Raw genomic sequence first — 25,453 nt, 5'->3', positions numbered from 1 at the left:
TATTATTTAGCGCCAGTAAGGATTCTGAGTTAATAAACTGTTTTGAGAGATTAGCCTGCGCGATATTGGCCAGTAGATCCCTCCGGAATTGATCAGGTTCATAAACTTGGCATCGTTCTGCTTAATTTTATTGTATCTGATTAAGTCGTACCACCTATGCCCTTCTCCCAATAGTTCGCGGTGTCTTTCTTCAAATATGATTTTGATGATATCATCTTTGCTGAAATCGAATTTAATTTCAGTATCTTGAGGTAAACGCCTGCTCATTACCTGCTTTAACTCATCTGTTGCCCCTTGTTGATCGCCTAAAACAGATAGTGCTTCGGCCCTTAACAGTACAATATCTTCTAAACGGGTAAAGATTAATGCACTAGTAAAATACCTGAAGTTTGGATCGGTACCACCACCTTGAATAACCTTGATTTTACTGAAAATTGGGTATTTACCATTTAAATTGATGAAATACCTATCAAATTTCGATTGGCCCAACGTATCGATTGAGAATCTTTCATCTTTCGCCAGATTGAAATATTTTAAGATCGAATCTTTTGGCAGGTAGATATCAGGAACCGACTTGGTAATAATGGGTTCGGCCAAGGTTAGTTCCTCAATATGCCCGGTTGATGAACCATCGATATGCCCATAATCTGAATTAAAGCCAAACATTTGTCGGGTATTTTTATTGTAGAAAAACCCATTTGAGTTGCTTAAATCGGTAGTTGAAGTAAACCCACCCCCGCTTCTGCTATAATTATCTTCAACAAATTTGGTGTACTTGGCAACACTGGCATAATCTGCATTCCACGCTGCAACGTGCGAAAGCACTGCATAAGCAGTAACCTTAGTTGCTAAGGCGCCGCCCCATCTTCCTCCGTTTTCGTTATAATAATCGCCCGGCTGCTGAATATCGTTTCCACTATAAATAAATGGCAGATCGGCCGCAGCCCTTAACATTTCCGATTCTACCCAGGCTAAAACCTTAGCTTGTTTTTCTCTGGCTTTATTTTCGAAAACACCTTCATTTGAAGAGATAATAAAAGGAACATCGCCCCAGATACGTACCATGTAGAAATAAGCAAAAGCCCTTAAAAACCTGGCTTGGGCAATATCTACCGTCATGTTGTTATCCGAGTAGCGTTTATCGGTTGCTTTAACGTGTGCAATATTTTCCAGAAAAACATTAGCGCCATTAATAATGGCATAAAACCTGGTCCAATCAGAAAGCGACTCTACCACAGGATAAGATGCATTTAAGTTGTTGCTGATAACCGCTTTTAAATCCTGTCTTTTCGGACTTGTAAACTCGCCTGGTCTTACGTCACCATAAATCCAGTGGCTGTTGTTATCAGAAAGTGCAGCTCTGGTTAAGGCATAAACTCCCAGAATTCCGGCACGGGCATCCTCTACCGTATTCCACATATTTTTTTCGCCAACTACCCTGCTCGAGTCGGTTTCCAATGCCTTATTGCAGCTGGTTAAAGCCGCTACAGCAAACAGAAATGCATATAATATATTTTTCATCGTTATTGATGTATTTTTAGTAGCTATTTCCATATTATAATTCCATTTTTACGCCTAAAGTGTATGTTCTTGGTATCGGTTGTCCATAGCCGGTATCTACGCCATCATAGCTTACCAGCTCCGGATCTTGCCCGGTGTACGGCGTAATGACAAACACATTACTTACCGCGCCGTAAACGAAGAATTTATTAATCTTTATATTTCTCTTTTTCAACAGGTTGCCGAGTTCGTAACCTACTGACACCGATCTTAATTTCAAGAACGAGGCGTTTTCTAAGAAAAGATCCTGATCTACACGGTAAGGAATAACGGTGCTCCATGGATTGTATAACGGATATTTGCTATAGTCGCCACGTTTCTCCCAAAAAGTAATTTCTTTCACCGAGCTTACATCGGTATTACCTTCGCGGTTAACAAAATCGAAGCGGCTGGCCATTTCCTGGTTAATCAGCTTCCTACCCAGATTGAAATATAAATTGGTGCTCAAACTCCAGTTGCCATAGGTAAAAGCGTTATCAAAACCACCAGAGAGTGTTGGCAATGAGTGCCCTTTCAGTACTTTGTCTTTTTCGTCGATTACATTATCACCATTTTGATCTTTCCATCTCGGATCGCCGGCTTTTAATGCCTGTCCGTTATACTTTAAAGGCTGACCATTTACTACAGGAACTTGTGCCGTAGCAGTATAGATGCCCTCATTTTCCAATAACCAATATTGATCTACCGGCTCGCCCACTCTTAATAACCTGTTTCCGATTATAATTTCATTTAAGCCTCTTGGCAATGCTTTTAAGGTGTTGCTATTGTGGTTAAAATTCAATGAAGAATTCCATGAGAATTTATTTTTAGCCATTACCAATGCGTGGATGGATAAATCGACACCGGTATTGCTCACATCCATTCCGCTTTCTATTGATTGTTTGTAACCATATTCTGCGTACGATGGAATGCCGATCAACTGGTTTTTATCAGCTTTAGTGTAAAAATCGACCGAAGCATGCAGGCGATTTTTTAACATAGCTACATCAGCTCCGATATTTAACTGATCTGAATAAGCCCATGGTACGCCATAACCCACCCAGCCAAACGAATAGGGTCTGGTTAACACTCCGAAGGCATTGTATCCTGGCACGGTTAAATTGCCCGTATAACCAACTGATGCAGTATACTGTGGCCCCTGAGCGTAATTATCGTAGGTAAATGTTCTGCCTAAACGACCAACACTTGCCCTTAAAACTAAATCATCAACTAATCTGGTATCTTTTAATAATTCGTTTTTAACATTCCATGCACCTGAAATTACCGGAGAATAAAACCAGCGTTTGGTTGGCTGTGCATTAGATGACCCATCTAAGCGTAATGTTCCGGATAAGAAATACTTATCATTATACGAGTAGTTTACTTTACCATAAAAGGACAACAGGTTATCTTCCGTTTTATCTAAAAAGCGATAAGTAAGTTCTCTTGGAAATGCTCTTGGTACCAGGTAGTTAGGATTATCAGCCCCATTTGGTAATTTTGGATCAGAATCCAATAAATTAATTTTGATATAATCATTGGCGCCTTTATACGCATAAGCATAGTTATACTTATAAATATCCCACATCATCGATTGGCCTAACTCCACATGAAAATCATGTGCGGTATTCAGCTTGAAATCGTAAGCTGCTTTATTATCCATCATTAACCGTTGGTTAAAACCATAATAGTTTGAGGCATAGCTATTGCCCTGCAACAAGGTTCTGGCGTAAAATATATCCCGGTAACCTTCATTATAATCTACATTAAAAGCCGATGATAATTTAACCTTGCCCAGTGTAGCCACCAATTTGGCGTAGCCCTGGATCAGGTTGGTTTTATTATCATCAAAACCTTTGCGGTATTCATTTAAATAAGTACCATAATAATCTTTATTGGGCGCAGGTGGGGCGCTCAGATCGGGGAAGTAATTAATCTGTGCAAACCGGTCCCTAAGTGTTCTGTTCCGGTCGCGGTTTAACCTGTTCCCGTTAATCATGGCTGAGAAAAGTAACCATTTAACCGGGCGCATGTTGATGTTGAACATGGCGCTGTAACGGTCTAAGCCTGTACCATCGGCAACACTCTGGCTTTTAGCATTCCCTAACGAAAATCTAAAATTCGCACGGTCCGATCCGCCGGTTAAGCCAAAATTTATACCGTATATCAGTGCGTTTTTATAGTACAGATCGGTCCAGTTCGATTTACCACTGTATACATTATTAAGCGAATCGCTTAAATAAACAGGATACTCTTCATCATCAGAATACCTGCCATTGGTGGTATAAATATCATAAAACCGTTGTCTGAATTCATTTTCATATTTACCATTAATGGTATTCACCGTTGGTTTTTGCACCATACCGATATATGAATTAAAGCTAATACTCCTCGAATTGCCCGAAGCCGCTTTTGAGGTTAACACGATAACACCGTTTACTCCCCTGGGGCCATAAATGGATGATCCTGCCAAATCGCTCAATACTTCTACAGATGCAATATTATTGAGATCAATTCCGGCAAGGAGATTAGTGGCCGGACCAATTCTGTTAAAATCGTACTGTTGAATATCGAAGGCAAAAGGATGCTCCCCGATTAACGGGATTCCATCCAGTACCACCAGTGGCTGTACGGCATATACATCCTTCTTTGAAAGCAGTGGCGCAGCAGCACCTCTAATGATCATATTCTGAATAGAGCCGGGTTCGCCCGATGGTTCTTGTACATATAAGCCCGCGTAATTTCCCTTCAGGTTTTGCTGTAAGGAAATGGCAGGAAACAGTGAAAGATCTTTAACATCTTTCTGTACACCACCTGATAATTTACGGTAAATTGTTTTGAGCTTAATTTGTTCTAAACTGTCTTTCCTCAAAGAGTCTTTTGGCGATACATACTTAATTTTAGTTGTATCCTGCAGAACAAAAAGATTTGTTGTTAGGCCTTTATGAATTTTTCTGCCTGCCGAAAAAACAGGTAAAACGTTTAATGTAAACGCGGCAAAAAAAACAAGGCACGCCCATAAGTATCGCATAGTTAATGGATCTTTAATTGGTAAAAAAATGATTTCTAAAACTTATTTTTTCGGAAACGGCAAGGTATGGTCTAGGATAAAGAGACTGGTACTTCGGTAGTAATAGTTAGGAGTTCTCATAAAATTTAGTATTTGGTTAACTCAAATATATACTATACTAAAACGTTTTAATAACAAATTGTCATTTTTATGAAATTTTTATAAAACACCACAATAATATTTAATTATATTAAAATAATTGTCAATCAGACAGGTAAAAAAACAAATATTATCAGAATATCTTAAAAAATTAACATCCTATAAAACAGTCTATAAGGACATTTTTAGCTGGCAATAACAATAAATCGAACAATTTTATGTTGCTATTTTCTTAGATCACTTAAACGTTTTAGTAAAAAAATGAAAATAGATAGTGCGCTAAAGATTAAACCAACAATAATTATTTAGGAATGAGGATAGCCATTACCATATTATAACTTTTAAGATCAGCTTCGATATAATGGTATTTTATACCATAAATAGAAAGCATAAAATTAATTTATTTTTCGGTGGCCACCCGATAGGTAGGATCTTCTATAATGTTTACTGTTATAATCTGATCTGCATTTTTCAGCAAGCGCTTACAGTCGTTGCTCAGGTGCTTTAATTGAAGTTTTTTATCAGCCGCGCGGTAACGTTCGGTTAGTTTATTCAGCGCATCAATACCCGACATATCAAAAACACGGCTATGCTTAAAATCAATAATGATATGCTGAGGATCATTAGCCACATCAAACAGTTCATTAAAATTAGCAATCGATCCAAAAAACAAGGGACCGAATACTTCGTAAGTCTTTACGCCACTGGCATCGATATGTTTACTGGCACGTATTCGTTTAGAACTTTCCCAGGCGAAAACAAGTGCCGAAATAATTACACCTATTAATACCGCAAGGGCCAGGTTATGCAGCCAAACTGTAATTACAGCTACCAGAATCCCGATGATAATATCCTGCGAAGGCATTTTATTAATTACTTTAAAGCTCATCCATTCAAAAGTACCAATGGCTACCATCATCATTACACCAACCAGGGCCGCCATGGGTACACGATCGATTACCGGAGCGCCTACCAAAATAATAACCAATATAGTTAAGGCAGCAATAATGCCCGATAGCCTTGCCCTGGCACCTGCCGAAAGGTTAACCAGTGTTTGGGCAATCATTGGGCAGCCACCCATCCCCGTAAAAAAGCCATTTGCAATATTGGCAATTCCTTGAGCAATACTCTCTCTGTTCCTATCCCCTTTGGTTTCTGTAATTTCATCAACCAGATTCAAGGTAAGTAGGCCTTCGGTTAAGCCCACACCTGCCATAATAAGTGAATAGGGAAAAATGATTTTCAGCATATCCAGACTCAGCGGCACTTCCGGAATATGAAAGGGAGGAAAACCTCCATTTACTGAAGCAATATCCTTAACCAGTTTAGTATTAATTCCAAAACATAAAACGATAAGAAAAACCACAATAATAGCCACCAGTGAGGATGGAATGGCTTTGGTAATTTTAGGAAGAATGATCACTATTGCAACAGTGAGTAATACCAAAGCCAACATGATATATAAAGGAGTACCACTCAACCATTCTACTCTGCCATTAACAAGGGTTTTGAACTGTTCCAGCTGCGACATGAAAATAATAACAGCCAAACCATTAACAAAGCCGAACATTACGGGCTGCGGAACCAGCCTGACAAATTTCCCAAGTTTAAACAGCCCAACTATAATCTGGATTACGCCCGCTAAAGCCACTGCCGCAAAAACATACTCTATACCCTGGGCTTTCATTAAGGCGATGAGCACAATTACTGTTGCACCTGCCCCACCCGAAACCAAACCTGGCCTGCCACCTAAAACAGCTGTAACCAACCCCATAATAAAAGCAGCGTATAAACCTGTTAAGGGAGGGAAACCCGCAAGGATAGCAAATGATAATGATTCGGGGATCATGGTCATGGCCACCGTTAAGCCTGCAAGAATTTCAGTTTTATAATTTATTTTCTTAGAAAAATCGAAAAGTTGCAGGTAGGGCTTCATCAGTTAAATTATTTGCAATTGCAAATATCCAATTTTATTGGAACATTAATTCTATAATAAAAATGGAGGCTGAATAAGTCAGCATGAGCAGGCAAATAAATATTTATAAATGGGTTACAAATCCTGATTAATAATAATTCCAGATCTGAAAACTAGTTCGGTATAACTTTTTTGCGTTTAAGCTCGTCAAACAGATCAAAAAACATTTTTTCAGTATCGATATACTCGTGGAAACCCAATCGCCTTGCTTTGGTACCATCCGAGAAGAAATCGTAATCCCAGGAAAAAACAAAATCGCCAAAGGCCCAAGAAGATACTTCTTCATAACTGTGTTTGACTAGGTTATGTTTTTCTTGCATCTGTGTCCACAAATTCGATTTATCGGCCATTACGGTTTGCAAAGGCATCTGAAGTGGAGGGGCAGTATCCATTTTAAAATAGGCTGCAATTTTAGGCCAAAGATCATTCCAGCGGACCAGATCACCATTGGTTATATTAAAAGCTTGATTGGCACATGCGGGGTTGGTTGCCGCCCATACTGTTGCTTTTGCCAATAATCCAGCGTCAGTAATATCTAAAAGCTTATCATAAGCCCCTAATTTGCCCGGGAAACGCAAAGGCAAACCCAGTTCTTTCGATATGGATGCATAAACTGCAATTACAGAAACCAAATTCATCGGATTGCCCAATGCAGTACCCGCAACTACAGATGGCCGGAGCGCAGACCAATTCCATTCTTTACCTTTTTGCTGTGCCTCAAGAAACTGTTGCTGATCTACATTAAATTCTGGAGGCATATGTCCACCGTCGCTTTCTTTTGCTGGTGTTTTAAAAGGACCGTAATGCGCCCCGTACACTTTATAGCCCTGCATTAAACTGATGTGCTGTAAGTTTTTTGCAATACCTTCAATGGTATTAACCACATTTACAAGCATCGCCAAATTAGGTGCAACCAGCTCTGCCCATGTAGGTTTATCTTGATACGCGGCATAAAAAATATGTGTTACCATAGTTAAAGGGCTCAATTGTTTCTTACTCTCTTCTGGGTCGAGCAGGTTTACAGAAATGTACCTGGTTTTACCTGTGTCGAGCCCACCCCGACGCGATAAACCGATAATATCCCAATCGCCGAGATTTTCCAAATGGCTGATTAATTTACTGCCAATTACACCATTTGCGCCCACAACCAATGCTGTTTTACTGTTGTTCATCTCCTTTGATTTAAATTGATTCATGTAAAGCAAAGATCCTGACAAACCGGAGATATGTTTTTGTAAAATAGTATGATAGATTTGTATAAACCTATGATGAAGCGATACGTCCAATTTCAACCAATTGTTATTTCAGAATTTGAAGTAAGCAAATGGCAGCACCCTGTACACCGGCACAATCATTACGAACTGATATACATTAAAAATGGATCTGGCAATCATATCATTAACGAAATCCCAATTGTTTACGAAAAAGGGAATCTCTTCTTAATTGGTCCGGATGATGACCATCGTTTCGAAATTAATGAAAAAACACATTTCATTTACATCAAGTTTACTGATCTGTACATCCATCAAAAAGAGATTGGTTCAACAGGCTTACAATACTTAGAATACCTGATCAAAAGCCGGGAAACACATTTTCTAAGTTTTAACTTTACTGCCGATGATCATTTGATTGTTGAAAACATCATTGCGCTCATTCTATCACTTAACATAAACATGTTGCAAAATGAAGCTTTAATCTGGACACAGATTTTAATGCTTTCCACTATTATGCAACGCAATATGCCTGAAATTAAAAGCAGTACAAAACGATCAAAAGACATTCAAGCCATTTTCTGTTACCTGCACAAATATATTTACCAGCCTAAAAATTTAAAGGCGAATGTAATGGCGGTACACTTTAATCTTTCAGAAGACTATATAGGCCCCTATTTTAAAAGAAATACAGGCATAACCTTACGTCAGTATATCCACAATTATCGTCAGCATTTAATTCAACAGCGAATAGAAAGCGGAAGATTTGGATTGAAACAAATTGCCGTAGAATTTGGCCTTGTTGATGAAAGCCATGTAAGTAAACTGGTGCGAAAAGTCTGAAGCCCGAAGCTAAAGGATGGAAAATGTAAGGTGTGTGATGGAATTGATTCTGCACTCATCCTTTAGATCTGCGGGATAAATAATTAAAAACGAATTGCAAATCCTGACCAACAATAGTATGAAATATCAATTCAGCAACTGCTTTTTAAATGTATTCGGGCTAATACCAACCTCTTTTTTAAATAAACGCGAGAAATAAGAAAGGTTCTCAAACCCCAATGCATAAGCAATCTCCGAAACCGACCTATTTTCACCGATCAAACGGTTTTTTGCTTCACTTATCAGGTAAATATGGATATGTTCTAATGCTGTTTTTCCGCTTTCCTGTTTTAAAACATCTGTTAAATAACCTGCCGAAATGTTTAAACGCGCCGCCATATCATGCACTGATGGCAAACCTTTAGTAGCCAGTAATCCATTAGCAACATATTTATTTATTTCTTCATTAAACCTGGTTACTGTTTTGCCCGAAATTTCTGTGCGGTTAAGAAATTGCCTTTTGTAAAAACGTTGACTGTACTTAAGCAAAGTATCTACATTGGCCAAAATCAATTCGCGGCTATATTCATCCTGGTTATTGTGGCATTCGGTTTCAATTTTATGATACAGCTCCCATACTGTGCTTTCTTCACTGGGCGATAGATGCAGCGCTTCGTTGGTTTCGTAATCAAAGTAGTGGTATTTTTTGATTGTATCATGCAACATATGTCCGTTCAAAAAATCTTCGTGAATAAAAATCAAAAAACCGTCTTCATCCATCTCCAGGTTTTTCATTTCGATTACCTGATGGGGTTTAAAGAACATCATCGAACCACTCTCGTGGTCGTATTTTGTACGTCCATAAAGGATTTGTCCGGCAATAATCTTTTTAAAACCGATCATATAGAAATCGCTTGTAAACTCCCGGTCGCCCATGCTACACATGTGGTCGCATTTGTAAATGCTAAACAATGGGTTCTCGGGCGGCGGAAAAGCATTTTCCCGGTGTAATTCGGCCAAATTTTTATAGTGTTTCATCCCTTTGCATAGTAATTAACCACAAGCTACACAATTACCCTGTACAGCTTGTAGTTAAAGGTTTTAAATGATTTATTAATGACCGTGTGCACTGGTCGCTACTTCAGCCCACTCATCAAATTCGGCCAAACGTTCTGCATAAACCTGTTTAACACCTGGGAGAGCCACTTTACCCAACAAGAAGTGTAAAGGAGGTTTAGGACTGTCGATTAATGCCAATACAGCGGGTACCGTTGCTTCTGGTTTGCCCCAACTATCGGGTGTTGAAGCATCAAAAAATGCTTTTTTAACTGGAGCATATGCTTCTAGCGGCTCCGTTTGGAAAGCTGAAGCACCCGACCAATCGGTAGAAAAACCATTTGGTTCGATTAAACTTACATTAATGCCAAAACCTTTTACTTCCTGTGCAAGCGTTTCACTTAAGCCATTTACAGCATATTTAGATGCATTGTATAAGCCCAGCACAGGAAAACTTACCAAGCCCAGGAAGCTCGAGACCTGGATAATGTGCCCGGCTTGTTGTTCGCGCATTACCGGAACAATTGCTTGCGTTACCCATAACAGCCAAAAAAAATTGGTTTCCATTTGTGCACGGGCCTGTTGTTCGGTCGTTTCTTCTATAGCACCAAATAAACCAAATCCCGCATTATTGATCAATACATCTATACGGCCAAAGTGCTGCTTAACTTTTTCAACTACTGCAAAACAGGCATCTCTATCGTTTACATCCAGTTGAAGCGGAAACACCGCATCACCATAAGCTTCTACCAAATCATTTAAATCTGCTGTATTTCTTGCAGTTGCAGCTACTTTATCACCGCGCTCTAAAAGGGCCTTTGCCCAGATTTTACCAAAGCCACGTGAGGCACCGGTAATTAAAATTATTTTCGACATTTTTTCTTTGTTAAATATTGATAACAAAGGTATTGTGGAGCGCTAAGGCCGATTTATACAAAACACGGGAGTATTGGTACATTTTAAGGTTTAGCTAAATTTGTGCGAATATTTAATAATAACCAGCGCATTGAGGCATACAGATTAGGTAATTATTTCATTGCCAAATCAGGATTTTCGGTAACCAAGTGCTTAAATAGGCACGGCACAAAACTTTCAATATCTTGTAGCGTCTATCGGTATCTTTACGTTTTATAAGGAACCATTATCTAAAAACTAACCACCTATGAAAAACCTACTTTTTCTTTTTGTAGCCTTTGCACTTGTTTCTTGTAAAAAATCGGAAAGATATGGTCCGCTGAATTTAAAAAACGGACAGGAAGTTGAACTGCTGGTAAGCCCTCGTTATGCTGCAGATAATGATGTGCTTTTAAAGTTGCCAGGCAATGTAGATGCTGGTGCTTCGCTATGGGGTTTTGATCAAAGGGAACCTGGTTATTCTTACCACGTTAAAGCCAGATTCAACCGCGATAAAGAGCCACTTCAAGATGGGCCTGAATACTACTTTATTTTCGAAAAGATAATTAGTAAAGAGCAATACAAAGGAACGGAATCTTTTCCTGTTCAGCTGATTACTTCATATGTACCTGGCGGACCAGCAATAAGACTGAGCAAAACAGGAAATGACTATTATCTGATTCCAGATAAGTTACAGCTCACTTATGCAAACAGTACTGTACAGAACGAACTTGAAGAAATATGGCTAAATGTACAGGAAATCCGTGCAAACTGGCAAAAAGGACAACGGCCAAAATGGAAGGCCATTAAAGCTACAGTAGTACACGATCCGCAGAAGTTTGGGAAGGCCTACTTAGTACAACAGATACAATTCATTGATTAACATAAAATACAAAAGGAGAATGATTTTCGTACATTCTCCTTTTTGGTTTTAAGTAAAGCCTAATAATCTAACTAAAGATCATTGTAATTAAATGATTCAGTTTCAATTAATCCAGGGTGCTGCATTTCAGTCCAAAAGGCTAAGGGCAGCTCTTTTGCGGCAAGGGCAAATCACCTTCCAATCTTTTGCCCTTACCCCCACGAAAGATACCAAACCAGCTGACTTTAGCCCTGTTCTGTGCATGTGCCCGTTGGTTTTTTTCATATCACAATTCGTTTAAGTTAAATATATTTTTCATCAGCAACCACTTTTCTCCAGGCTTTGCCAAGGGTAATGCCTGCTGATATTTCCACATCAGTTCCTCCCACTCTTTCACCTTAGGGTTAGCCACATCCATCGCTGCTTTTTTTTCAAAACTGAAATCATCCTCAGTTTCCATGATCATGAACAAACGGTTCGAAATGCGGTATATTTCCATTTCCAAAACCCCCGATTCGATAATGCTCCGCTTAATTTCAGGCCAACCATTAATGTGGTAAGCTTCATACTCCGCAATGAGTTTTGGATCATCAACGAGATCCAGTGCAAGGCAATATCTTTTCATTTTCCACTTTAAAATTTGAGCAGCTCTTCCTATTTTTTGAATTCTATTTTGAAACCGGTTACCAACCAGGCCGGATAATCTGCGGGTTTGGTAATTACAAGGGCATCATCTTCCTGCACCCACCTTAATTTACTTTTACTGCCCAGCATCGTAACCGAATTGATGGGCTTCTCCAGGTATTTCGATTTGCGCCCAAGTAAGGTCATCCTGATGCTTTCATTTGGCACATTTAAACAGAAAGCAAAAAGATTGCCCTCCTTCGTGGTATACCTGATATCGGTAGATTGATATTCACCGGAATCGGTTAAGCCACCAAAGTGACCCTTTTTCTGGTTTGATTTAATAGTAGAAGGGCCTTCTCCATATACTTTCCATGGTCTCGATGCATAAATACCTTCTCCATTCAATTTGGTCCAGTCGCCAATTTCTGTAACAATTTTAACAACATCCGGCTCCAAGTCTCCCTCTGGAGTCTGTACAACATTGATCAAAAGATTTCCGTTTTTACTTACAATATCGATCAAAAGCTGGGCAATTTCATTTGCACTTTTGTATTTCTGCCCGGTTCTGTAATACCAATCTCCTATCGAAGTATCGGTTTGCCACGGAAATGGGCTGATCGAATCCAATACTCCGCGTTCTACATCTTGTGCCCATTTACCTTCAGATGGCTCTTTTGGTGTATATACTGCCTCGAGTTTACCTTTATTTTTGGCCATATCCTGATTATAATAGTGAGCAACCATTGTACGCCCTATATCTTCAAAAGGAAGTTTACTATCCGAATAAAGCAGATCAGGATGATAATTATCCACTAGTTCGTTAACATTTTCCAACCATTGTTTATGCCAGCCCTTGTTATTGGTTAGCCACTCTTTCATATCGGCCGAATCAGCAGGTAAATGATAAAGATCGGAATATTTCGGATCGCGCCCATCATAGGCAATCCCTGCAAATTGCCCTGTTTTGTCTGCGCCATGACTTGGCTGAAACCAGTTAAAACTGGCCGCAAGATGCTCGGAAACGCCAAAACGGAGTCCTTCTTTTTTGGCTGCTTTTTGCCATAAGCCCACTACATCTTTGCGTGGCCCCATATTTACCGAATTCCATTTATGGATTTTGGAGTTCCATAGAAAGAAATTATCATGATGCGAGCCCATGGTTACAAAATATTTGGCCCCTGCCTTTTTATATAAGGCCATCAACTGTTCAGGGTTCCATTTCTCTGCCTTCCATAAAGGAATAATATCTTTGTATCCAAATTTAGATGGTGTACCATAAGTTGCTACATGATACTTATTCTGCGCACTACCCTGAACGTACATATTCTTGGCATACCAATCGCCCTGTCTGGGAACTGCCTGGGGGCCCCAATGCGACCAGATCCCAAACTTGGCATCCCTGAACCAGTCTGGATATTTATATTGCTTTAAAGATTCATCTGTAGGTTTAAAAATCCCCTGTTCTACCTTATCTGTTTTTTGTTGTGCCTTGAGGCTTAAGCCTAAGGAACAAGCCATAAGACCAACTAATATTATTTTTTTCATTTCCCTTATATTTGGTTTTAATCAAAAATAAGTAACTCATCCGCTCAATTCTTGAAATAATTAGACTATTTGTTGTAAAAATCCGACATTTAGGATATGATAAAAAACATTACAGCGCACCTTTTCCTTGCTGAATTGTAGATCATGAACTCAGCCCCGCCGATTGATTTATTCAGAAATTGCAACTCAAATCCGTCTTTATTCTCTTTCTTAATTTCAATCTCATCGCTATCGCCACATACTAAAAAAACCAACTGGATAGCGTAGGTAAAGGACGGGTGATTAAAATGAAGATGGGCATAAAAGGATAGATCTCTCCATTTCGTTGCACTTCAGTCGAGATGACGATCAAATGCTGCGATCTTTGCGCCTTCACTTTGTGATCTTTGCGGTTAAAAATGGATAATGCAAGATGGATGATTGACGTAAAAGCCACACTTTAAAGATCTCCCTCCCGAAAATTCGGGATTGCACTCCAGACGAGGACGACCTAACGCTGTGTTCTTTGTGACTTCACTCCGTGATCTCTGTGGTTAAAATGGAGATATTAAATCTTTTCATCTGCATAGGCAACATCATAGAGATGGTTTGGCTTTAAATAGATCACATCATTTTGAAAATCAAAAACCGTATTAAATCTTTTCAGAATATCGGTTCCCAGATAATGAACATTAACGCCTGGCATAGGTTTATTTTGTTCCATAACCTGAGCTGGAACATTTTTCAATTCAAAATTACCGATCTTCAAACTTTGCAGTTTTACCGTGGTTACCGGTACCTCGTTACCCCTTATACCACGCATAATTACCTTTTTGATCACTTCCATCTTCTCTGTTGGAAAGTGCATTTCCCGCAACAAATCGTTATCAAGCATAGCGGTACGCTGATAACCTAAATCGAAGAAAAACAGGCTTTTATTTTTGGTTCCGCTTTGCGAAATTTCACTTTCTATAAAAGGTTTGTTTTTGATATAAGTGATCTTAAACCTGGTGTATTGTTTATCCTGTAAAATCTGCTTGGGCATGGTAGAATGCACCATCATTTTGTTCTGATCATAATCCAACGCTACAATCATACCATCGAATATATCCCATCCCAATAGGCCATCGGTTTCATTCCCTGCCAGTTCAATATCATAAATTTTGCTCTTGTAGGTATGGTTTCCAATTTTAACACCATAATCTGTGTTATAAAGCTTGAGTTTCGACTTCACTTTTTTCGCCAGTGCAGCGTTGGTAAGGTCTATATCATTTGCTCCCGAATCAAAATTCAACAACAGAGAGTCAGTACCGTTAAAGACAACCGGTAAGAAATTCGTGTTGTATTTATTCACAAAAAAAGGTATTGAATCGTGAATTTCGGGCGACACCTTACTGAAGTTTTTTAGCACAGGAGCGGAAATTTGAGTGAGGCACGAATCTTTGCCATTTAACAACACAATGAATTCCTTTTTCTGCCCTGGGCTGATATTAAAAACGATCGAATCAATATCTGTTTTGAATTTTATGCTTTTGGATTTCGTGAACTTACCGGTTGTAAAAACATCCAGTTTTATTTTGGGATTGATATACCAGTTCGATACTGCGTTATCCTGTTCGTAAATTTTTGCCTGGCCAGCACCAGCCTTCACAATTGGTAATTTCTTTTGAGCTAAAACAGAAAAGGGAAGCAAGACTGTTACAATGAGTAATATTCGTTTCATGAGCGATTAATAGATTTAAAGGTTTAAGCAACCATCGGAAACCAGAACTAAAGATATAAACAATTACAAATCGTTATAAGGCGCTATGCATTTAAAATTTTTGGGCGTTTAACTTGAAGCAAGCATCTCAAATTAGTTAGCCATCACATAAGTCGCGTTTAACCCCTTAACTTGTCGTTTTTGCACATTAATACCTACCTGGCTTTATTGTACTTTTGAATATACTAAATTAGAAAACAATATGGCAACTCAAATTTTTGTGAACTTATCCGTTAGCGACCTTAACAAGTCGGTAGCGTTTTTCACCAAACTTGGTTATACTTTTAATCCACAGTTTACCAACGAGAAAGCAACCTGCATGATCATCAGCGATACCATTTATGTAATGCTGCTCACCAAACCCTTTTTTCAGACTTTTACCCAAAAAGAAATCATTGATGCGCACAAAGCAATAGAAACCTCCATTGCCTTATCGGCCGACAGTAAAGATGCCGTTAACGAAATGGTAGATAAAGCGGTAGCGGCCGGTGCCACAATACCTAATCCGGCTACCGATTATGGCTTTATGTATCAACATAGTTTCGACGATCTTGATGGCCACCATTGGGAATATGTATGGATGGATCCAAACGGTGCACCTGAGCACCAGGGGTAATTTATATTTAACGTTAATAAAAAGGGCAAGCGACGGTTTTTTCGTGTTTGCCCTTTTTGTTTTGCGCTTCATTATTTTTGCAGGTAATTTTAGTCATGGAAGCAAGGGTAATATGGAGTATTATCGCTTTACCTCATCTTCAACATCTTCTGAAAGAAGTATAGGCCGAAATCCAAACCGATTTCCTTGCCAGCCATTAATGTGCTTTTACGTTTTGTATTTAATTGAGAGGAAGGCTAAAACAGAAAGCAGATCCATTTTCCTCATTGCCCTCTACCCATATTTTGCCTTTATGTTGCTGGATGATCTCAGCAGAAAGATAAAGACCAAGGCCAAAGCCCGGAACTTTTCTAGTTTGAACATTATCTACCCTGTAATAACGGTCAAAAAGTTTGTCCCTGTCCTTTTCCATAACCCCAGCACCCTCGTCTCTTATGCAAACAGTTACCGTACGATCTTCCAAAGCCTGGGTGGATACCTTCACAACTGTTCCAACAGGTGAATATTTTACCGCATTGCTTAAAAAGTTGGTTACCACCTGACCAATCTTGTCTCTATCTGCATAAACGCTAAACACCGGTCCGGGCAATATGATAATGGTATGTTTTGCAGAAATAAATTTTACTTCATCCACAATTTCTGACAATAGTTCACCTATCCAGAAAATTTCCTGGTTAAGGCTGATCTTACCTGCTTCGAAACTAGAGACGTTTAGAAACCCATTGATCAGCTTGGACATCTTTTTAACCTGTGCATTCGATTTCTCCAGAGCGGCAATTACGAAATCATCACCACCCTTTTTCGCCCTTGAAGCAACAAGTTGCATATAGCCCTGAATGGTAGTTAAAGGTGATCTGAGTTCATGGCTCGCCATGGCAATAAAATCATTTTTACGTATCTCGTCCTGCTTGTGGATCGTTATATCATTGATAACACCTGTAAAATAATTTGGGTTGTTATCCTTGCCGTATGAAATATTACCGATGGCCCTTACCCATCGGCCCTTGTGCTCCATATGGCTCTTAAGGGGATATTCTATATTCAGTTTTTCACCCTTTAAGATACAGTTCTCCACCGCTGAAGTGAACAGTAACTGGTAGTCTTGCTGAATTTTGGAAACAGCCCCGTCAAAGGACATTTCTTCACCGGCAGTGAACCCAAAAATCTCTTTAAGCCTACCAGAGGGAACAAATTCACGGGTATTGATATTGATGGAATAGGTACCCATCTCTGCAGCATCAATAGCCATAGCTAACATTTTACTGCTGATATCGAGTTCCTGCTGAACCCTTTTGAGTTCGGTTATATCATTAAAGGTTACAATTGCACCACTATTTCTCTGATCCGATTGCTGCACATAGGGCATGGTCATCACCTGGTACCACTTACCGTTGTTGGTCTCTATTTCCTTTGTAATCAGGCAGCCATCTACCAGCACCTGTTTGATGTCTTCAATAATGGTCTCAAATTTTATATTGGTAGTAATGTTGCTCAGTGGTCTTCCAATATCAGTTTCTAACAGGTTAATCTGTTTCACCGTACCGGGCGAAAACTTCATCAAAAGCAGGTCGTTATTGATAAAAAGCTGGCCGTTAATATTGCTCCTAAAATAATTGTTCAGGTCATCGTTAATATCAAGCAGCTCCCTATTTTTGAGCTGGTATTCCGTATTAATCGTATCAAGTTCTTCATTTACAGACTGCATCTCTTCATTGGTACTCTGCATTTCTTCATTGGCAGAGATCATCTCCTCGTTAAATGACTGCATATTTTCATTTGAAGCATCAAGTTGCTCGTAGGCTGTTTCAAGCTGCTCTTTTAGCTCCCGAACTTCTTCTTCAAGGTTAAGCGTATATTCATTATGATAGATTTTTTCGTTAAACTCTGGCTCATCCGGCAATGAAGCCTCGAAGGTTTTATCCTCCGTAAAAGTTACCATAATCAGTTTCTGCTCACTACCTTTCAGCTCCATCGGCCTGAGGCTCAGATTTACCCGCATAAGGAAGCCGTTATGTTTAATCTTGATTTGGTTAAGTGAAGCTTTTTGCCCCGTCTTGAGCACATTATTGCTCATAGTACGGAATATCATACCCAGTTTCTGAGGCAGCAGCTTTTCGATATTGGTGGTAAAATGCTTTGCAAGCAGGAATTTAGCCGTATTCCCATATGATTTTACAACATTATTATGCTCATCAATACAGAGGGCAAGATAATCCATATCTTCTGCCAGATTTACCTGCATCATTTCTGAGAGCGTATCTCCTAAACCAGGATCCCTACTTTCACCAGAGACAAAGGTTGGCCGCTGTTTTACTTCCAGCATGTCTGGCATTGAAAAAGCATCGAAACTGAAAACCTTTTTTGATTTGATGTTGCGGTATATCTTATATTGTTTACTGCTGATCTCAAGGTTCTGGATAATGGGCATAGGATTTTCACTCGAGCCCAAAAAGAGATAGCCATCCAGCTTCAGACCGAACAGCAGCATTGAAAACACCTTTTTCTGAAGTACCGGAGCCATGTAGATCAACAAGTTCCGACAGCTGATGAAATGCATGTTACAGTATGGTGGGTTCTTGACCAGGTCGTGCTGCGCAAAGATGGCCATTTTCCGGAGTGATGGCCTGACCCGGTAACTTTCACCTTCCTTGAGGAAATGCGTGCCCAGCCGTTCCTTACTAACATGTTTTAAAGTATCGGGATGATAAATTCCCTTGCCTGCATGGATTAGCGCGGCACTATCAATGTCGGTGGCAAATATTTTTACTACAGTATGGATACGATCACCCGTTAACTGTTCTGCAATAAGCATGGCCAGGGAATATACTTCCTCCCCTGTGGCACAACCTGCAACCCATAGTTTAAGTTCTTCATTAGGAGCCAGTTTTTTTAAAATCCCTGGAAGAATGTTTTTCTGTATATAATCAAAAGCCTCTTTATCTCTAAAAAAAGTAGTTACGCTGATCAGAAAATCTTTTGAAAGTGCCTCAACTTCTTCAGGAGAAGTTTTCAGGAAATCATAATATTTTTTCAGTGAAGTAAAGTCATGGTATGCTGCCCGTCGTTTTGTTCTTCTGAGTATGGTAGAAATTTTATAGTCCGAAAAATCAAGCGGTGAACGCTCCTTGATCAGATCTACAATTGCCGCCAGATTTTTTTCATCGTCAAGCACTTCAGCTTTATGGCCGCCTTCATAATTCACATAATCTTCAATAGCTCCCGGCATTGAAGAGGGTTCCAGTATAAAATCAACCATGCCTGTGGCTATTGCTTTTGCAGGCATACTAGAAAACGGAGAGGTTTCAGGGTTTCTGACCATTACCATCCCACCTGCCTTCTTTATTGCAATAAGTCCCTCTGATCCATCACTACCTAATCCTGAAAGTACAACGGCAATTGCCTTTCGTCCACATTCAAGAGCAAGCGAATTAAAAAAGGTATTGATAGTTAGATGCGGGCTTTTAGCTTTGTCCTTGTTCTGAAGGTACAACCTGTTTTCCCTGATGGTCATGAACTTATCGTGGGGAATCAGGTAAACATGATTGGTCTCAATGATCAGTCCTTCCGTAGCCTCTTCTACCAAAAGCTTACTGTGCTTCGCAAGTACCTCCGCCATCCTACTCTTGAAGTCGGCGGAGAGGTGCTGCACTACAACATAGGATACCCCGTCTAATGGGGTGTGATCAAAGAATGAATTAATCTCTTCAAGTCCACCTGCTGATGCGCCAATGGCAATAATATACTCCGGCTCGTTCATTCTTCTTGTAATAAAATTTACTGGTAAAGATCACTGTATTTGCAAATACACCACTGGGATGCTGATTGTGATGGGAAAGGTAGTATTAAAAGAAAATATTATTAAAGGTACACATTAATACGCGTATATATACCACTCTTGAATTTCAGCACTTTGAGATTGGTTATTAAAGAATTTAGGGTAAGTTATATCAAGCCCGAATATTGAAGGCCATTGTTAACTTGTATAGCAGCTTAGCCCTACTTCCCAGCACCCCTCTGATTAATCCCGAGGCATAAGCCATGAAGTCTTTCATTTCTATATAAATCGTAAATAAAAAGCTTGCTCCCATTGCTGAGCTCCTCCATGTAAAATCCGGACAGACTTCTCGTCCAGCCCCAAACGCAAAAAACCCACAAATTCGTTGCAGGTTTTGGCTCCCTCTGCCGGGCTCTCTTTGTCTGCGCTCAGGATAAACTTCTCGCCCAGCCCCAAACGCAAAAAACCCACAACTTTCGTTGCGGGTTTTGGCTCCCTCTGCTGGGCTCGAACCAGCGACCCTCTGATTAACAGTCAGATGCTCTAACCAGCTGAGCTAAGAAGGAGTGCTGGTCATTCCCTAAAACGAGGCCTATTTACACTTTGCAGTTCAATACCCTTGTTCGTTTTGGGAGTGCAATATTAGCGCTTTTAAACTATTTATGCAAAAATTAATTTAATTATTATTTAAGAAAACGATCCTCCCTTTACGGCAGAGGATCGTTTTGCAAATTTCAAACTGAATATCAGACCATTAACAATTATGGTTTAACAATCCACGGCGCCAGATTAATATCGTCAGTTCCGTTATATTGACGAAGTAAAGCCTGTTTTAGGTTTTCGCCGTTGGTTGTTCTTTCAATATTAGGGTACTGAAAACGCTTAGGAATTCTGTTACTATTGCCTACGCCCGGACCGATATCGAAAGTTGGCACACCAGTTCGGCGGTACTGATAGTAAGCTTCGAAACCCGAATTACGGAAATAAGCCAGGTATTTCTGTGTCAGGATCTGCTTTAAACCATCGGCTGTATTACCGGCGTATTTAACCGCAGTCTGCGAATAATAATCGCTTTCGAAAGAGAAATTAACATTAAAGTTTTCAAATTCGCCCAGCTTCCCATCTTTTTTCAAGAAGGTGACCACATTAACACCATCTTTAATACCATAGAAACCGATAGAAGCCTGAATCCCTTTTTTATACCAGCTTTCGGCATCGCCAGTAGCCCAACCGCGGTTAATGCCCTCTGCTTTGATAAAACAAAGCTCAGGATAAGCAATGATAAAAGTATTTTCGGCTGTATAACCACTATAATAGCGATAACGGCCAATCAGCGAATACAGCCCCTTCTGCACCTTATCCAACATCACCCCTTGATCTTCACCTGTAGGTGCACCAATAAAATTGCGGTAATCGGTAATAGCGTAACCATTGGCTTCTGCTATGCCCCTTGCCGGCTCAGCTACCATGTAAGCCCGAGGATCTTTAAGGCTCGAAAGCGTATTTAAATACGTACCCGCCATATTGTAACGCAAGGCATCATTACCAAAATTATCTTTATTGTTCGGATACTTGTTAAAACTCTCGTTGTATACAAACTGCAGGTTATCGGCCATACTCTCCATGACCGGATATTTGGTTGTGTTGCCCAATACCGCAGCAAATTGCTGTTTTACCTGCAAGTCAGCATCATCCGCTTTTGTGCTCAAATTGATCAAAGTCCGTAATTTAAAGGTATTTACCACCTTTTGCCAGGCAGCCAGGTCATTTTTAAGGTAGATATCGCCTTTTAATTCTTTGTTGCCTGCAGTAATTAAAACCGACAAATCGTTGTTCGATTCTTCTAACCAGGTTAAAGATTGTTTAAAAATATCTTTTTGGGTATCGTACTTCGGTGTTAAGTTGGCAAAACCTTTTAAGGCTTCAGTCATTGGTAAATCGCCTACTTTCAAGCTCATTTTCACAAAATAATACGCTTTAAAGAATTTAGCCAGTGCCAGGTAAGGTTTAGCTACCGCGCCACCCAAACGGTTGGCTTCTTCTTCCATTTTCACCACATTTTTCAAAGTCGTGTAATCTAATGAAGCACCTGTCCAGTCGTAGTTATTGGTTGCGTAATAGAAATAGTTGGCTGCAGTGTACTGATTCCATCTTTCTGAGCTCGAAAAAGGTGCTTCGTACATATCGAACAAAATACCGTTCAATAATAAGTTTGGTGGAACGGTTTCGGCCTGGTTCGGATTTTTAAAATTTTCTTCAAATTCTTTCTTACATCCGCCACAAACAGCAACGATGATGAAGAGGAACAGGATTTTATATATTGATTTCATAATGCTTATTGCTAAAGGTTAAAAAGTAACATTCAGGTTAAAACCTACACTTCTTGTGGTTGGTGTTTGCAGCGTAGAAGTACCTTCCCTACCCGAATACTGATCTACATCCACATCGTTATAAGTAGAATTGATAAAGTACAACAGGTTACGTCCCACTACCGAAATATTGGCCGATTTGATAAACGTGCGCTCCAATAATTTTTTAGGCAACTGGTAGCCAAAAGTTACTTCTCGCAATTTGGCATAGGTACGGCTCATCATAGTATTTTCTTTGGCACCATAAAAAACACCCAGGTAATCCTGCAACAACTGCGGAGTTGTGTTTGGCGTAAAAGAAAGGTCGCCATAATTGGTAATTACACCGGTAACAGGATCGAAGTTAAGTTTACCGCCATTGGCAATCACTACCCCATCGCCTACCCATGTACCTTTGTAAGTTGGATCGTTTACACGCAGGTAATCCTGATATCTGGCTTCGCCCATTTTACCCTGAATGGTTTCGATCTGACGACCGCCCTGGAACGATTTTAACCTCACATAATCCTGCATCACCCCACCCACTTTACCATCTAACTGGAAACTGAAAGAGAAATTCTCATACCTGAATTTGTTACCGATACTCCATACCCAGTTTGGATCGGCATGACCTAGCAGCTGGTTAACCGGCAAAGAAACCGGTGTTCCACTTGAAGTATGGATTACTTGTCCGCTTGGCGTTTTAGCTAAAACAGAGCCATAAATATTATCGATACGATCGCCAGTTTTAAAGAACTGATCAACAGATGTTTCGCCTGGGGCAAGCTCTTTATAAATCTGTTTATAGGTAGACCAGTTGATCATTACATCCCAACCAAATTTATCGGTCATGATAGGTGCGCCCGATAAACTTAACTCCACACCACTATTCTGCGTTTTACGGCCGTTAATGGTATTGGTTTGGTAACCTGTAGCTGCCGAGATATTTTGCCTGATAATTTTTGGCCCGTCGATGTACCTGAAATATGTAGCTTCGAAACCTAGCCTGTTTTTCAAAAACTTCAAATCGATACCGCCTTCATAGTTGGTTCTGCTCTGCGCTTTTACCGCATTCAGGTCAATCAGGTTATTGGTGTAGTAGGCACCAGTTTGGTTGTTATAGGTTGGCCTAATGCTGTACGGCGAAGACAGGCCATACCCCGGGCCACCATAAGAGGAGGTATATTCAGCTCCATAACCTATCGGATAAGTTTGTAATGGCGTGGCACCAATATATTCCTGTGTACCCAAACCTGGGTCTTTAACATTGGCATACGATGCCCTTACTTTTGCAAAAGAGATAAAAGCAGGCATTTTTACATAATCAGAAACTACCGAGCTTAAAGAAACCGAAGGATAGAATGCCGCGTTATTGCCAGGAGGAAGCGCAGAGTTTTTATCTACACGACCAGTGGTATTGATATTCAGATACTTTTTAAAGCTTAAATCAACCGAATAAAAAGCACTTAACACCAACATTTTAGAATTGAAATCGAATGCTTTTACCGGGTTTTTAGAGTTAGAGAAGTTATATACATTCGGAACGTTCAAGTAATCGGTTGTGGTAAAACTAGAGTTATAACTAAAGTTACGGGCGTTACCTCCACCAAAAGCACTGATTTCGAATAAATCACCAACGTTTTTGTTGTATTTTAAAATTAACTGTGTATTGTTTTCGAACATGCTGCGGCGGTCTTCCCTGTAATCGCCTAGGCCTTCTTCACGTCCGTAAGGGTGGGCAGAAAATGGCATTTTCTCGGTCCTTAATTGGTCATAGGTCGAAATCTGTGTTTTTAACAATACATCCAATCCTTTGCTTACATTATAGTTTAATGAGGCATAACCGTTAATATCGTTCTTTTTATGCCCGCGCAACCATTCGTACGACATAAAATAAGGATTGTGGTAACGTTGATATTCTGCATAGATAGACTGGATGCCTTCTTTGCCCGGCTGCCAGTAGTTTTTCATATCATCGATATTCCAATCGGCACCACCCCAAAGTGTCATGTTATAAATTACGCTGTTCGGACCATAGTTTACATCTGGAATATTATCTGAAAACTGGCGACTATAATTAATATAAGCTTCGGCTCTTAATTTCGGGCTGATGTTATACGAACCACTCACATTAAAGTTGTTGATATTTAATTGTGTGTTCGGTATAATTCCTTTTTGGTAATTATTGGAAATAGAAACCCTTAAATTATACTTATCAGTAGCAGAAGATAGAGCAATGTTGTTTGCAGAAAGTAATCCAGTTTGGATAAAACGCTTTAAGTTGTCCTTTCCGCGGGCTACCCACGGTGTACCCTGGCGCACGCCGTTTACAATCGGACTATCATATTGAGGAATCAACTGACCGTCGAATTTTGGTCCCCAGATATCATAATCACCATCATTTAAGCCACCACCTTTTCCATCACCAAAAGCATAGGCACTGTGTTCACCTGGCCCATACTCGTCCTGGCTTTTCGGCAAAGCAATAAATCCTTTATTAAACTGCGTGCTCGAATTTAGTTCTACAGTAAAACCTTTGTCGCTCAGTTTACCTCTTTTAGTAGTAATTAATAACGCACCATTATAAGCCTGATAACCATAAAGTGCCGCAGCTGCCGGGCCTTTAAGCACGGTATAAGTGTCGATATCGTCGGGATTGATGTTCCAGGTATCCGAATTGATCGGCACCCCATCTACCACTACCAAATTAACATCATTACCGCGAAGGTAAAGCGACGAACGGCCCAAAAGCTCTGAAGATACACCAACAGTTAAACCGGCAACCTTACCCACCAATCCGTTTACCGGATTAGCTTCCCTGGCTTTTACCAGATCGGCACCTTTTACTTCCTGAATGGCATAACCCAGGTTTCTTTTCTCTTTACGGATACCGAGGGCGGTAACCACTACCTCGTTTAAATTTTTCGAGTCTGTTTTTAAAGTTACGGTCAGGTTTGCACCCGTAACCTGAACTTCTTGCGGAAGAAATCCGATCGAACTAAAAACAAGTGTTTCGCCTGTTTTGGCATCGAGGGTAAAGCGGCCCGATAAATCGGTGGAAGTAGCTTTTTTAGTCCCTTTTACCATTACGCTAACGCCCGGGATCGGCTGTTGCGCATCGTCTTTAACCAGACCAGCAATTTTTGTTTGTGCCCAAGTAAAATAAGGCGTGATGCACAGTAACAACAAAGCCACCATGAACATCTTCATCTTGTAGAGATGTTTCATTTATCTATAATTTTTTAGGTTTTATAGATGCAATGATAAGATGTA

At 39.9% G+C, this 25,453-nt stretch carries 16 protein-coding genes and 1 tRNA gene; 3 read left to right on the top strand and 14 right to left on the bottom strand.

Annotation, left to right across the window (positions count from 1 at the left end):
* Positions 1-6 precede the first annotated feature (6 nt).
* The 4 genes from ACN9MR_RS26570 to ACN9MR_RS26555 form a co-directional block, all read right to left on the bottom strand.
* A complete protein-coding gene (locus ACN9MR_RS26570; RefSeq protein ID WP_426327441.1) occupies positions 7-1,521 on the bottom strand; it encodes a RagB/SusD family nutrient uptake outer membrane protein in 1,515 nt (504 codons plus the stop codon).
* Between the two features lie 34 nt (positions 1,522-1,555).
* Positions 1,556-4,570 carry a SusC/RagA family TonB-linked outer membrane protein gene (locus ACN9MR_RS26565; RefSeq protein WP_426327440.1) on the bottom strand — a complete coding sequence of 1,005 codons (3,015 nt, stop codon included), beginning with the start codon at positions 4,568-4,570 and terminating at the stop codon, positions 1,556-1,558.
* 538 nt (positions 4,571-5,108) lie between these two features.
* Positions 5,109-6,644 (bottom strand): SulP family inorganic anion transporter, encoded by a 1,536-nt coding sequence (locus tag ACN9MR_RS26560; protein ID WP_426327439.1) that lies wholly within the window; start codon positions 6,642-6,644, stop codon positions 5,109-5,111.
* A gap of 152 nt (positions 6,645-6,796) precedes the next feature.
* Positions 6,797-7,855 carry an SDR family oxidoreductase gene (locus ACN9MR_RS26555; RefSeq protein ID WP_426327438.1) on the bottom strand — a complete coding sequence of 353 codons (1,059 nt, stop codon included), beginning with the start codon at positions 7,853-7,855 and terminating at the stop codon, positions 6,797-6,799.
* A 93-nt stretch (positions 7,856-7,948) separates the two neighbouring features.
* On the opposite strand from ACN9MR_RS26555, the gene ACN9MR_RS26550 reads away from it, so the two are divergent.
* Positions 7,949-8,737, top strand: coding sequence for an AraC family ligand binding domain-containing protein (locus tag ACN9MR_RS26550; RefSeq protein WP_426327437.1), 789 nt, complete (start codon positions 7,949-7,951; stop codon positions 8,735-8,737).
* Positions 8,738-8,863: 126 nt separating this feature from the next.
* Here the strand turns inward: ACN9MR_RS26550 and ACN9MR_RS26545 are convergent, their stop codons facing one another.
* The gene (locus ACN9MR_RS26545) at positions 8,864-9,754 is read right to left on the bottom strand and encodes a helix-turn-helix domain-containing protein (protein WP_426327436.1); all 891 of its coding nucleotides are present in this window, start codon (positions 9,752-9,754) and stop codon (positions 8,864-8,866) included.
* Between the two features lie 75 nt (positions 9,755-9,829).
* Positions 9,830-10,648, bottom strand: coding sequence for an SDR family NAD(P)-dependent oxidoreductase (locus ACN9MR_RS26540; protein WP_426327435.1), 819 nt, complete (start codon positions 10,646-10,648; stop codon positions 9,830-9,832).
* Between the two features lie 286 nt (positions 10,649-10,934).
* On the opposite strand from ACN9MR_RS26540, the gene ACN9MR_RS26535 reads away from it, so the two are divergent.
* Positions 10,935-11,549, top strand: a complete 615-nt coding sequence (locus ACN9MR_RS26535) for a hypothetical protein (RefSeq protein ID WP_426327434.1) — start codon at positions 10,935-10,937, stop codon at positions 11,547-11,549.
* 126 nt (positions 11,550-11,675) lie between these two features.
* Here the strand turns inward: ACN9MR_RS26535 and ACN9MR_RS26530 are convergent, their stop codons facing one another.
* From ACN9MR_RS26530 to ACN9MR_RS26515, 4 genes are all read right to left on the bottom strand, one after another.
* Positions 11,676-11,813, bottom strand: coding sequence for a hypothetical protein (locus tag ACN9MR_RS26530; RefSeq protein ID WP_426327433.1), 138 nt, complete (start codon positions 11,811-11,813; stop codon positions 11,676-11,678).
* A 1-nt stretch (position 11,814) separates the two neighbouring features.
* Entirely contained in the window at positions 11,815-12,153 is a 339-nt protein-coding gene (locus tag ACN9MR_RS26525; RefSeq protein WP_426327432.1) for an L-rhamnose mutarotase, read from the bottom strand.
* A 29-nt stretch (positions 12,154-12,182) separates the two neighbouring features.
* A complete protein-coding gene (locus ACN9MR_RS26520) occupies positions 12,183-13,700 on the bottom strand; it encodes an alpha-L-fucosidase (protein ID WP_426327431.1) in 1,518 nt (505 codons plus the stop codon).
* Between the two features lie 547 nt (positions 13,701-14,247).
* Positions 14,248-15,402, bottom strand: coding sequence for an aspartyl protease family protein (locus ACN9MR_RS26515; RefSeq protein ID WP_426327430.1), 1,155 nt, complete (start codon positions 15,400-15,402; stop codon positions 14,248-14,250).
* Between the two features lie 241 nt (positions 15,403-15,643).
* On the opposite strand from ACN9MR_RS26515, the gene ACN9MR_RS26510 reads away from it, so the two are divergent.
* The gene (locus ACN9MR_RS26510) at positions 15,644-16,057 is read left to right on the top strand and encodes a VOC family protein (protein WP_426327429.1); all 414 of its coding nucleotides are present in this window, start codon (positions 15,644-15,646) and stop codon (positions 16,055-16,057) included.
* Positions 16,058-16,277: 220 nt separating this feature from the next.
* Here ACN9MR_RS26510 and ACN9MR_RS26505 read toward each other — a convergent pair whose 3' ends face one another.
* The 4 genes from ACN9MR_RS26505 to ACN9MR_RS26490 form a co-directional block, all read right to left on the bottom strand.
* Positions 16,278-19,814: a chemotaxis protein CheB gene (locus tag ACN9MR_RS26505; protein ID WP_426327428.1), complete on the bottom strand. Its 3,537-nt coding sequence runs from the start codon at positions 19,812-19,814 to the stop codon at positions 16,278-16,280.
* Positions 19,815-20,321: 507 nt separating this feature from the next.
* Positions 20,322-20,398: transfer RNA gene (locus ACN9MR_RS26500), tRNA-Asn, on the bottom strand.
* A gap of 195 nt (positions 20,399-20,593) precedes the next feature.
* Positions 20,594-22,162 (bottom strand): SusD/RagB family nutrient-binding outer membrane lipoprotein, encoded by a 1,569-nt coding sequence (locus ACN9MR_RS26495; RefSeq protein WP_426327427.1) that lies wholly within the window; start codon positions 22,160-22,162, stop codon positions 20,594-20,596.
* An 18-nt stretch (positions 22,163-22,180) separates the two neighbouring features.
* Complete coding sequence (locus ACN9MR_RS26490) at positions 22,181-25,408, bottom strand: SusC/RagA family TonB-linked outer membrane protein (RefSeq protein WP_426327426.1); 3,228 nt, start codon at positions 25,406-25,408, stop codon at positions 22,181-22,183.
* Positions 25,409-25,453 lie beyond the last annotated feature (45 nt).

Source organism: Pedobacter sp. R-06 (assembly GCF_049913135.1).
Lineage (GTDB): Bacteria > Bacteroidota > Bacteroidia > Sphingobacteriales > Sphingobacteriaceae > Pedobacter.
The sequence above is the reverse complement of the archived record's forward strand: the minus strand, read 5'-3'. Positions and strand labels throughout refer to the sequence as shown.

Coding starts and splice junctions, on each gene's coding strand:
- ACN9MR_RS26545 (WP_426327436.1), bottom strand. CDS start 9,754: ATGAAACACTATAAAAATTTGGCCGAATTACACCGGGAAAATGCTTTT.
- ACN9MR_RS26550 (WP_426327437.1), top strand. CDS start 7,949: ATGATGAAGCGATACGTCCAATTTCAACCAATTGTTATTTCAGAATTT.
- ACN9MR_RS26540 (WP_426327435.1), bottom strand. CDS start 10,648: ATGTCGAAAATAATTTTAATTACCGGTGCCTCACGTGGCTTTGGTAAA.
- ACN9MR_RS26565 (WP_426327440.1), bottom strand. CDS start 4,570: ATGCGATACTTATGGGCGTGCCTTGTTTTTTTTGCCGCGTTTACATTA.
- ACN9MR_RS26510 (WP_426327429.1), top strand. CDS start 15,644: ATGGCAACTCAAATTTTTGTGAACTTATCCGTTAGCGACCTTAACAAG.
- ACN9MR_RS26570 (WP_426327441.1), bottom strand. CDS start 1,521: ATGAAAAATATATTATATGCATTTCTGTTTGCTGTAGCGGCTTTAACC.
- ACN9MR_RS26495 (WP_426327427.1), bottom strand. CDS start 22,162: ATGAAATCAATATATAAAATCCTGTTCCTCTTCATCATCGTTGCTGTT.
- ACN9MR_RS26515 (WP_426327430.1), bottom strand. CDS start 15,402: ATGAAACGAATATTACTCATTGTAACAGTCTTGCTTCCCTTTTCTGTT.
- ACN9MR_RS26530 (WP_426327433.1), bottom strand. CDS start 11,813: ATGAAAAAAACCAACGGGCACATGCACAGAACAGGGCTAAAGTCAGCT.
- ACN9MR_RS26560 (WP_426327439.1), bottom strand. CDS start 6,644: ATGAAGCCCTACCTGCAACTTTTCGATTTTTCTAAGAAAATAAATTAT.
- ACN9MR_RS26490 (WP_426327426.1), bottom strand. CDS start 25,408: ATGAAACATCTCTACAAGATGAAGATGTTCATGGTGGCTTTGTTGTTA.
- ACN9MR_RS26520 (WP_426327431.1), bottom strand. CDS start 13,700: ATGAAAAAAATAATATTAGTTGGTCTTATGGCTTGTTCCTTAGGCTTA.
- ACN9MR_RS26535 (WP_426327434.1), top strand. CDS start 10,935: ATGAAAAACCTACTTTTTCTTTTTGTAGCCTTTGCACTTGTTTCTTGT.
- ACN9MR_RS26525 (WP_426327432.1), bottom strand. CDS start 12,153: ATGAAAAGATATTGCCTTGCACTGGATCTCGTTGATGATCCAAAACTC.
- ACN9MR_RS26555 (WP_426327438.1), bottom strand. CDS start 7,855: ATGAACAACAGTAAAACAGCATTGGTTGTGGGCGCAAATGGTGTAATT.
- ACN9MR_RS26505 (WP_426327428.1), bottom strand. CDS start 19,814: ATGAACGAGCCGGAGTATATTATTGCCATTGGCGCATCAGCAGGTGGA.